This window comes from Stenotrophomonas sp. G106K1 (assembly GCF_037969685.1).
Lineage (GTDB): Bacteria > Pseudomonadota > Gammaproteobacteria > Xanthomonadales > Xanthomonadaceae > Stenotrophomonas > Stenotrophomonas lactitubi.
Genome location: NZ_JBBPFR010000010.1, coordinates 129742 through 140114, shown reverse-complemented (window position 1 = coordinate 140114; position 10373 = coordinate 129742). Strand labels below are relative to the sequence as shown.

At 66.7% G+C, this 10373-nt stretch carries 8 protein-coding genes; 5 read left to right on the top strand and 3 right to left on the bottom strand.

Translation table 11 applies throughout. From position 1 onward, the window contains the following. Positions 1–157 precede the first annotated feature (157 nt). The 3 genes from ribH to thiL all read left to right on the top strand — a co-directional run bounded on the left by ribH (position 158) and on the right by thiL (position 2192). A complete protein-coding gene (gene ribH, locus WKB25_RS11400; RefSeq protein ID WP_025876639.1) occupies positions 158–625 on the top strand; it encodes a 6,7-dimethyl-8-ribityllumazine synthase in 468 nt (155 codons plus the stop codon). Beyond that, on the top strand, positions 622–1101 hold the full coding sequence (gene nusB / locus WKB25_RS11395; protein WP_049469504.1) for a transcription antitermination factor NusB: 480 nt from the start codon (positions 622–624) through the stop codon (positions 1099–1101). Before ribH ends, nusB begins: the two co-directional genes overlap by 4 nt. 125 nt (positions 1102–1226) lie before the next feature. Continuing rightward, complete coding sequence (thiL, locus tag WKB25_RS11390) at positions 1227–2192, top strand: thiamine-phosphate kinase (protein WP_340570708.1); 966 nt, start codon at positions 1227–1229, stop codon at positions 2190–2192. Positions 2193–2202: 10 nt separating this feature from the next. On the opposite strand, the gene WKB25_RS11385 is transcribed toward thiL, so the two are convergent. The 3 genes from WKB25_RS11385 to WKB25_RS11375 all read right to left on the bottom strand — a co-directional run bounded on the left by WKB25_RS11385 (position 2203) and on the right by WKB25_RS11375 (position 6591). Then, positions 2203–5196 carry an ATP-binding protein gene (locus tag WKB25_RS11385; RefSeq protein WP_340570707.1) on the bottom strand — a complete coding sequence of 998 codons (2994 nt, stop codon included), beginning with the start codon at positions 5194–5196 and terminating at the stop codon, positions 2203–2205. 99 nt (positions 5197–5295) lie between these two features. Then, a complete protein-coding gene (locus tag WKB25_RS11380) occupies positions 5296–6018 on the bottom strand; it encodes a fimbria/pilus periplasmic chaperone (RefSeq protein ID WP_340570706.1) in 723 nt (240 codons plus the stop codon). A 60-nt stretch (positions 6019–6078) separates the two neighbouring features. Continuing rightward, complete coding sequence (locus WKB25_RS11375; RefSeq protein ID WP_340570704.1) at positions 6079–6591, bottom strand: fimbrial protein; 513 nt, start codon at positions 6589–6591, stop codon at positions 6079–6081. A gap of 202 nt (positions 6592–6793) precedes the next feature. On the opposite strand from WKB25_RS11375, the gene WKB25_RS11370 reads away from it, so the two are divergent. Both WKB25_RS11370 and WKB25_RS11365 read left to right on the top strand, forming a co-directional pair. After that, positions 6794–7825 carry a fimbrial protein gene (locus tag WKB25_RS11370; RefSeq protein WP_340570703.1) on the top strand — a complete coding sequence of 344 codons (1032 nt, stop codon included), beginning with the start codon at positions 6794–6796 and terminating at the stop codon, positions 7823–7825. Next, a complete protein-coding gene (locus WKB25_RS11365) occupies positions 7822–10338 on the top strand; it encodes a fimbria/pilus outer membrane usher protein (RefSeq protein WP_340570702.1) in 2517 nt (838 codons plus the stop codon). Before WKB25_RS11370 ends, WKB25_RS11365 begins: the two co-directional genes overlap by 4 nt. The last annotated feature ends 35 nt before the right edge of the window (positions 10339–10373 follow it).

Genomic DNA, 10373 nt, shown 5'->3' with positions numbered 1-10373 from the left:
GCCCTCTGGTGCGTGCCGACCCCGTGCCACCGATGGGTGCCGACCCCGTGCCACCGGTGGGTGCCGACCGTTGGTCGGCACGCCCCCAGGCCCCCGCCAAGCACGGCCGGGGCCCATCCACGGTAGAATTACCCCTTAATCGAATCCCAAGCCGCATATGAGCCACTACGAAGGCGATCTTCGCACTCCCGAATCGGCGCGCTTCGCCATCCTGGCCAGCCGCTGGAATGCCCGCATCACCGACGTGCTGGTCGCTGGCGCCCGCCAGAGCCTGGCCGGCAACGGCATTGCCGAAGCCAACATCGACGTGATCCGCGTGCCGGGTGCCTGGGAGCTGCCGCTGGTTGCCGCGCGCCTGGCCGCCGCCCACGAACACGCCGCCATCCTCACCCTGGGCTGCGTGATCCGTGGCGACACCCGCCACTACGAACACGTGGCCGACCGTTGTGCCGAAGGCCTGATGCGCGTGCAGCTGGACTTCGGCGTGCCGGTGCTGAACGGCGTGCTGGCAGTGGAACGCGTGGAAGATGCCGAGGCCCGCGCAGGCGGCAGCCACGGCAACAAGGGCGAGGAAGTCGCACTCGCCGCATTGGAAATGGTCAACCTTCTGGAGCAGCTGCCATGAACAAGAACACCCAGGGCAAGCCCTCCGGTAAACCCGTCCGCCGCGATGGCATCGATCCGGTGCTGCGCTCGCGCGCGCGCCGTCGTGCCGTGCAGGCCATCTACGCCTGGCAGATCTCCGGCGGCAACGGCCAGTCGCTTATCGCCCAGTTCGCCCACGAGCAGGCCCGCGAAATCGCCGACCTGGCGTACTTCGAAGCGCTGGTGCATGGCGTGCTCGACAACCGTCGCGACATCGACGAAGCCTTCGGCCCGTACCTGGACCGCAGCATCGACGAAGTGGACGCGATCGAACGCGCCGTGCTGCGCCTGGCCGGTTACGAGCTGCGTTACCGCCTGGACGTGCCGTACCGCGTGGTCATCAACGAAGCCATCGAATCGGCCAAGCGCTTCGGTTCCGAACATGGCCACACCTACGTCAACGGCGTGCTGGATCGTGCCGCCGTGGAATGGCGCAAGGTGGAATCGGGTCACTGACCCGTTTTCTGTAGAGCCGAGCCATGCTCGGCTCACCGTGCAGCGCACGGTTGCGTCCGGCAGTGCGGCGCGTGATCGAACTGCAGCCGAGCATGGCTCGGCTCTACAAGAAAGCAGAACGCCCCATGTCCCTGGCCGAATTCACCCTCATCGATCGCATCCGCGCCCGCACCGTCGAGCGCGACGACATCGTGCTCGGCATCGGCGATGACGCTGCACTGCTGCAGCCGCGCCCGAACGAGCAGTTGGTGGTCACCGCCGACACGCTCAACAGCGGCGTGCATTTCCCGGCCGAAACCCCGGCGTTCGACATCGGCTGGAAGACGCTGGCCGTCAACCTGTCCGACCTCGCCGCGATGGGCGCGCGCCCGGCGTGGTGCACGCTGGCCCTGTCATTGCCCGAGGCCAGCGAAGACTGGATCGATGCCTTCGCCGATGGTTTCTTCGCACTGGCCGACCAGCACGACATCGCGCTGATTGGTGGTGACACCACGCGCGGCCCGCTGTCGCTGTCGGTCACCGCGATGGGGCAGGTGTCACGCGGGCAGGCGCTGCGTCGTGATCGCGCACAGATTGGCGATGACATCTGGGTCAGCGGCACCCTCGGCGATGCCGCCGGTGCGCTGCGGCTGTGGCAGCAGGGCGCATTGAACGTCGCCGCTGCCACGCTGCTGGCCGACTACGAAACCCTGCGCCTGCGGCTGCTGCGTCCCACCCCGCGCGTCACCCTCGGCCTGCGCCTGCGTGCATTCGCGCATGCCGCCGTGGACATCTCCGATGGGTTGCTGGCCGACCTTGGCCACATTGCTGCCCGTAGCGGCGTGCGCGCCGAAGTCGATGCCGATGCGTTGCCGATGTCAGCGGCGCTGCGTGAACTGCTGGGCCGCGATGCTGCCCGCGAGTGCGCACTGCATGGTGGCGACGATTACGAACTGTGCTTCACCGCCGCCGCCGACCAGCGCGACGCGCTGCACTTCGTTGCCGAATCGCTGGATCTGCCGATCACCCGCATCGGTCGCATCATGGAAGGGCAGGGCGTGCATACCGAAGGCCACGACGGCCCGAGCGGGTACCAGCACTTCGCCGGCTGAGCACACGGAGTCATGCCTGCTGCTGCGCGGCAACCTGGCGTTCGATGCTCGCCGCAATCAACCCGATAGCCTCAATCACTGTCGCCTTCGACGCCGCATCTGTCACACGGGTGCGGCGCAGGGCCTGCTCGGTCTGTTGGCAGCTGTGGGCCGCCTGGGTTTCTCCCAGAAATGCCAGCGCGCCAGCAAAGCTGTGCAGCAGATCGATCAGGGCCGGTGCATCGGCGCTGTCCAGCGCCTGGATCAGCGCCGTGTAATCACGATGCGCGGTTTGCAGGAACGCCTCGCGCATCTGCCGCTGAACCACCTCGCTTACTGCAGGGGGTAACGGTGGCCGTGCCGAGTGATCAAGATCGAATCCGTGCAACGCAGCCTCCAGCGAAGGCAGGTCGAGCGGCTTCAGCAGCAGCGTGGACATGCCGGCCTCGCGTACGCGTTGCGCGTCTTCGGGCATCGCATTGGCGGTGAGCGCCACGATGGGGATGGAGGGATCGTCTGCACGCAGCTTTCGGGCCAGCCCGTATCCGTCCAGGCGTGGCATGTTCAGATCGGTCAGCACGATATCGAACCGACCCTCGCACCAGCGCTGCCAGGCCTCATCGCCGTCGGCTGCGAGGGTGACCTGCCAGCCGAGTGCGTGCAGCTGCCCCAGCGTCACGTCACGGCTGATCACGCTGTCATCCACCAGCAACGCGTGGCCGCGCGAGGGATGCGCGCGCTCGACAGGCGCCGGCCGTGGCGGCGCGTCTGCCACGGCGGTGGTCCGGCGTGCCGGAATGTCCACGTGGAAAACGCTGCCGGTACCCGGGATGCTGCGCACGCCGAGGGTGCCGCCCAGCAGTGCGGTGAAGCGCTGACACAAGGCCAGCCCCAGGCCGCTGCCGCCGTGCTGCCGTGCCGAGCCTGCACCGACCTGCACGAACGGCTTGAACAGATCTGCCTGCGCCTCGGCATCGATGCCCGGGCCGGTATCGCGGACCTCCACATGCAGCCATTCGCTGCCATCAGGCCGCACCGAGGCATCAATGCTGACCGCCACCGTTCCCGATGCCGTGAACTTCACCGCATTGCCAACCAGGTTGTTGATCACCTGCGCCAAGCGGCCTGCGTCGGCCACGTAGGCGGGCCCCAGCGAATCGCCCGTGTGCAGCTCCAGGCGCAGGCCCTTCGCGCTGGCCTGTGGCTCGAACAGCGTCGCAGTCTGCTGCAGCAACGCACGCGGATCGAAAGGCGCCGGCTCCAGCGTCATCAGCCCGGCTTCGATGCGGGAAAGGTCCAGGGTGTCGTTCACCAGCCCCTGCAGCACATCGGCAGCACTCCTCGCGCGCGTGACATGCGTGTTCAATGCCGCTGGCATGGTCTGGTGCGCAAGCAGTTCAAGGTGGCCCAGCACGCCGCTCAAGGGGGTGCGTATTTCATGGCTGATCATCGCCACGAAGGCGGTCTTGGCCTGGTCCGCAGCCTCAGCGTCGTGCTGGGCTTGTTCGGCATGCCGCCGTGCATCCAGCAGACGCTGTTGGATTTCCTTCTGTGCAGTCACATCGGTCACCGCGCAGACCCAGATCGCCCGCCGCTGGTAGCGCGAGGCGGCCACGATGGACTGCAGGTAGCGCGGGGGACCTTGCTCATCCGAGGAGGGCGCCTCGAACAGCTGCCCGTGTACCTGGCCGTCAACGCGTTGCACCAGGCGGCCAACCAGCACTTCCATCAGGTTGCCGGTGGTGTCGCCGATCAGGTGCTCCAGTGCCTGGTTGTGCAGGATCACCTGCCCGCGCTGCTGGTCGAGCAGGCACAGGCCCACCGGCGAGGTTTCGATCAAGGTGCGGCTCAGCGCTTCGCTTTCATGCACCCGTGCGGCTTCCTCCAGCGCCGGCCGCAGCACACGCCGGTCGACCAGCAGCAACAGCGTCCACAGCGCGGCGAGCAACGCTGCCAGGGCCAGCCCGCCGCCGAGCAGATAGATTCGCTGCGCCGCCCAGATGTCGCTCCAGCGGTAGAGCCGCAGCAGCGTCCAGTCGATGCCATGCAATGATGCGGACACCACGAAGGCGCGGCCGTCAGGCAGTGCCAGCATCGCAGGCCGGGGGGATGCCACGACGTCCAGCGAAGGTCCGGAAATCGCGCCGTCCGCAGCGCTGCGCAGAACATCGTTCCGCTGGCGGTCCAGCACCACCCACCTGCCCGGGCTTGCCTCCTCCAACCGCTCGCGCAGGCCTTGCAGAGGTTCAAACGTCAGCCGGTTGATGAAGGGGGTGCCGTCGCTGCGCAGGCGCATCTGGGTGACCAGTGCATCCTCGCCGGTGAAAGGATTGCGGCCGAAGTAGGCGCGCAGCCGGCCGCTATCCAGTTGAAGCTCGGATTCCGCACCCGACGACTGCCAGCCCGCATCGGCGGTTTGGGTCAGCGCGGCCAGCGCCTGTTCACGGGTCTGCACCTTCAGGGTCTGCAGCAGCTGCGCTTCATCATGCAGTCCGGCGATCGCAAACAGCCGCCCTTCCGGTTCGAAGGCGAAGGAGATCAAGGAGGTGGGCGAATCCTGCGCCGCCACGGTTGCGGCCATGTACGCCGAATAGGTCTGCACCATGCCCAGGTAAGCCGCCTCTGCCTGGGGCGGAAGACGGCCGTCGCGCGGGGACAACGCCAGCCAGGGGACGGACAGGGCGCCCGGCGCCATGACGCCTGCGGTGCCCTCCTGGGCCGCGAAGTGCTCACGGATCGGCATGCCGCCGGCCATCAGTGCGGGCTGCTGGGTAGCCCACAACGTGGCATTGGTGTTCAAGCTGGCCACGTAAGCCCGCCTGCGCTCGCCGATGTAGCGATCCACCGTCTGTTGGCCGCGTCGTAGTGCTTCGCGCTCGTTGAGGTGCACCGTTTCCAGGCGCAGCCACAGCGCCGCGCAGCCGGCAGCCAGCAGCAGTACGGTCAGGATGGCGCCGCCGCCGAACAACAGTTGGCGCTGCAACCGTTGCAGGGTGGCAAGCACGGAGCCCGAGGGTGACGCCATGGTGCGAACCTGCGACGTGCGGGTGTGGACTACAGCCTGCCGCGCAGGCCACCTTCAATGCAAGCAGTTGCCGATGCGGTGCGTAAGCGCAGTTGGCGCCTATCGTCCAACGCGCGCTTCGGCTTCGCGCGGCGTGCCGTAATCATCCAGCCACTTGAACGCCACCGTTGCTGGCATCGCCGCACCTTCCGGCAGCGCATAGCGCACCTGTGCACCCGGCGCGATCATGTCCACCTCCACGCTGCGGCCATCGGCCAGCGTCAATGAACTCAACGACACGTGGTACGCGCTCGGATTGCGCACTTGCAGCGCATCGCCATCGGCAGTCCACTGCAGCGTGGCTGCTGCGTCGCGTGCATTGCCCGGCAGCCCGGCGGGGCGATGGAACAGCTTCACCCGCGTACGCACTGCGAACTGCAGCAGGTTCTTGCCGCTGGCATCGCTGGGCTTGGGCGGAATGTCCAGCAGATTGAAATAGAACACCGATTCGCGATCGGTCGGCAGCGGTGCCTCCGACGGGCGCGGTGCATAGGTGAGGCGATATGCCTGGCCCTGCTTCGGCTGCAACATGCGTGGCTCGGCCGGTGTCAGCCGGAATGGCGTGCGTACGTTTTCCGGGCGCGATTGGCTGTCGCCATCGTCGATCCAGACTTGGGTCATCGCCGGCAGCTCGCCCACGTTGCTGGCCTTGACCGTCACGTCGCGGCCCTTGCTGGCATCGTGCACGATGCGCGTGCCCTGCAGCGTCACCGCAGCCGATGCCGGCAGCGCCACCGACACGGCCAGCAGCGCGCCTATCCACGCCTCGGCGCGTAGTTTCATGGTCAACCTCATTCAAGGGTGCAGGCCAGCACAGCGTGGCGCTGGCCTGCCGGAAGTGGATTACTTGTAGAGCACCACGAAGTCGCCCGAGGCATTGGCGGTGCCAGCGGTAGCGTTGGTGGCCGGCGAGGCGTACCACGCGCTGTAGTCCAGCTGGCCGCTGCCACCGGCGGCGATGGTCACCCACACCGCCGGATCCTCACCGATCTTCTGCTGGTTGCCCGCAGCGTCGTACAGCGCAACGCCCACGTTGGTCGCGGTCGATGCGGCCGTCAGTGCCAGGTTGCCGGTGCTGCCGTGGGGCGTGCCACCGAAGCGCACACCTACATCCTGCGACGCACCCGAACCCGAGCAGTCCAGGGCGATGGTGAAGTTCTTCTGGCCGGCACGGGCGTTGGCGTTTACCGAGGCCAGATCGACCTTGCCCATCGGCACGGTGATGGTGCCGCCGGTGGAGCCCACCGAACAGGTGGAGGTCATCAGTTCGCCGGTGATTTCCAGCGTTTCGGCAGACACCGACGGTGCGACGACGGCGAGGGCTGAAAGCGACAGGAGGCGGAGTGTGAGTGGCATGACAGTTCTCTGTAGTGGAATGAAGGCACGCGGTGACCGCCAAAGGCAGTCAGCGCGGATAGTTTCGATGCACGCGTCAGGCTGCGGTATGCAACAAGTTGTAAAAGCGTGTTGACGTTCGCGAACTGCAATTAATCCGATAGGAAGTGGCAGTGTCGCTGCCTAGACTGCGCGGCCTCGATTCGTTGCCGGAGGAATCGCCGTGCGGTTTCCATTGCAGTTCCGCGCTCTTCTGTCTGTCTGCACGCATGTGCCGCGTGGTGTGGTGCGCGCGCGGGTGGGTGCGGTGGTCATCGCTTCCCTGTGCGTTCTGGAGGCCGGGGCCAGCTGCGCGCGGCTGAGTCCGGGAGATCAAGATCTGAGCCTCGCCCAGCGGGGGGTCAATCTGGATCGGCCGGATCAACGGCTGGGAACCAGCGCGGCGGGAGCAGTTGCCCTGGGGTTCGAGTGCGCTGCCGGGCAAACAGCCTTCGTCGTGGATGCGCCACTGACCGGTCTCACCTACGAGCGCGATGTCACCTACGGTGGCGTCACCTACAAGGCCTATAGCTTCAGTTCGCGCTCACCACTCATCGGCTTTGGCTACAGTGTGAGAAAGGGTGTTCCCTCGGATTTTGGTGGTCCCGCCTTGGCTGTAGGAGCGATCAATCGACACCCCGGCATACCGATTGCAACTGCTGGACCGGTTACCGTCGCGGTCTATGTGATTGTGTTCTTCCGCGGGGGCGCCATGGAGCCGGTTCCGATGAGCTACCTGGGCACCATTACATCTTGGCCCGAGGGTGATCCGAGCCAGAGGATGCAGCACCACCTGTCGGTGGAGATCTCCATGCCCCCCGTCACCTGCACCCTCGCCAACGCTTCCCACACCCTCGACGACGTTGTCGCCAACGAACTTGCTGCCAGCGGCAGCAATGCGAAGGAATCCAGCTTCGACGTCACGATGAACTGCCCGATGGACAACATCGACGTGCAGCTGTCGCTGGCCGATGCCAATGGTCCCGGCAGCAGCAACGGCCAGCTTGCGCCCGCCCCCGGCGCCACGGCTGGCGGTGTGCAGGTGCAGCTGTTGCGCGGTGGCCAGCCGGTGCAGTTCGGCCAGGCGTGGTCGCATGGCTGGTCCAGCAAAGGGCAACAGGCCATTCCGTTCAGTGCACGCTATCTGCGTACACCCGATCCGCTGGTGCCCGGCGACGTCAAAGGCGAGGCGGTGCTGACCGCCGACTACCGATGACGGCCGTCGGCAATGCCCGTGCCGCCACGCGATCGCTCTGCGCCGCCATCGGTACGGTGCTGTCGGCTGGATTTGCACTGGATGCCGCCGCCTCGCCGGTGGAGTTCAGCGAAGGCTTCCTGATTGGCGGCGAAGCCATTGACATGGCGCGTTATGCCAACGGCAATCCGTTGCCGGCTGGCGATTACGCGGTGGACGTGCATGTGAACGGCCAGTTCCTGCGCAGCCAGGACATCCGCTTCGTCATCAAGGACGATCCGCAGATCGCCGTGCCATGCCTGTCTCCGACGCTGGTACACGGGTTGCCATTGAAGCCTGCGTTTCTTGAGGCCCTGCCGTCCGAGGAAAGCACCTGTGTGGATCTGCCAGCGCTGGTGGAGGGCGCCAACAGCACCTTTGACAGCGGCGAGTTGCAGTTGTCCCTGAGTATTCCGCAAGCGGCCCAGGCCATCGCTGCGCGTGGCTTCGTGGCGCCGGAGCTGCGCGACGACGGCATCACCGCTGCCTTCATCGACTACAGTGCCAATCACTACCGCAGCCAGGGCAGCGACAGCAGCTATCTCGGCCTGCAGGCGGGCCTGAACCTGGGCGCATGGCGCCTGCGCCACCGCGCGTCGTTCACCCATGGTCGCCACGGTACCCGCCATGACGTCATCAGCAGCCACCTGCAGCGCGACATTCCGCGCTGGAGCAGCCAGCTGCTGCTGGGCCAGGGCAACACCGGTGGCGAGCTGTTCGAAAGCGTGCCGTTCACCGGCGTGCGCGTGGCCAGCGACGAACGCATGTTGCCCGACTCGCTGCGCGGCTATGCGCCGGTGGTGCAGGGCATTGCCGAAGGCAATGCAGTGGTCACCATTCGCCAGAACGGCAGCATCATCCACGAAAGCAACGTGGCGCCTGGTCCGTTCACCATCGAGGATCTGTACCCCACCAACTTCGGCGGCGACCTGGACGTCAGCGTCACCGAAGCCGACGGGCGCGTGCAGCGTTTCAGCGTCAACTTCTCGGCCGTTCCGCAGGCGCTTCGCGCGGGTTCGTCGCGCTTCGCGGTCACTGCCGGCGAGCTGCGCGACACCAGCAACAGGCTGCAGGCGCTGCGCTTCACCGAAGGTACCTACGCGCGCGGCGTGAACAACCGGCTTACCGTGCTGGGGGGCGCGCAGCTGGGTGAGGATTATCGCGCGCTGCTGGCCGGTGCTGCGATCAACACGGCCATCGGTGCATTCGGTGCCGATGTCACTCATTCGCGCGCGCGCCTGCGCGGCAACGACACCGCCACCGGCAACAGCTTCCGCGTGAATTACCAACGTTACGTGGCGCGCACCGGTACCAACTTCGGCCTGGCCGCGTACCGCTACAGCACGCGTGGCTTCCTCAGCCTCAACGATGTGGCACGCGCGCAGAGCGACGACTGGGGTTACGGCCAGCGCGCCCGCCAGCGCTACCAGGTGAACTTCTCGCAGAAGGTTGGCCAGCGCAGCAACCTGTATCTCAGCGGCGGCCATGTGTCTTACTGGGACAGCGCCCGACGCCGCAACGATTTCCAGGTGGGCTTCCAGAGCACGCTGGGGCGGGTCAACTATGGTGTGTCCGCGCTGCGCTTCCGCGTGGGCGATGGCCGCCAGGACACCCGCTACGCGTTCACCCTCAGCGTACCGCTGGGCCGTAGCGCCAACGCACCGCGTGCCAGCACCCAGCTCAGCCAGGCCGATAGTGGCAGGCAGTCGCAGTTGGGCATCACCGGCAGCCTGGGTGAGTCACGTGCGCTGAGCTACAGCCTGTCCAGCGCACAAGGCAATGGACAGAACAGCCATAGCGCTTATGCCGCGTGGCAAGGCAGCCGTGGCAATCTCAATGCCGGCTACAGCCGCAGTGGCGACTACCGCAGCCTGTCGCTTGGCGCATCGGGCAGCGTGGCGCTGCACAGCGGTGGCCTGAACCTGGGCGCGCCGGTGGGCGAGGGCTTCGCGCTGGTGCAGGCGCCAGGTGCGCAGGGCGCGCGCATCGGCAGCAGTACCGACCTGCGCGTGGCGCGCAATGGCTATGCGCTGCTGCCGCATATAAGCCCCTACCGCTGGAACACCATCGACCTGGACCCCTCCGGCCTGCCGATCGAGGTGGAGCTGCTGCAGACCTCGCAGCGTGTGGCGCCCACCGCCGGTGGCATCGTGCGCGTGCCGTTCCAGGTTCGCCGCGAGCGCACGCTGTTCATCGACGCCACCGATGCCTTGGGCCAGCCGCTGCCGTTTGCGGCGGTGGTGCAGAGCGAAGACGGCACGCCGTCCGGTGCGGTGGGGCAGGGTGGGGTGATCCAGCTGCGCGGTGCGCAGGACAGCGGCTCGTTGATCGTCGACCCCGAAGGCAAGCGACGCTGCCGCATCGACTACCAAATGCCCGATGCGCCGGATGCCTACGGGTTGTCATGGAACCAGGCAGTGTGCGTGCCGCAGCCGCTGCCGCCGGAGAGCCTGCAGGTGGGCACGCCGGAGCCGGAAGAGGGCACCGCCCCATGAGTTTCGTCTTTCCTTTCATCGTTCACAGGAGTTCA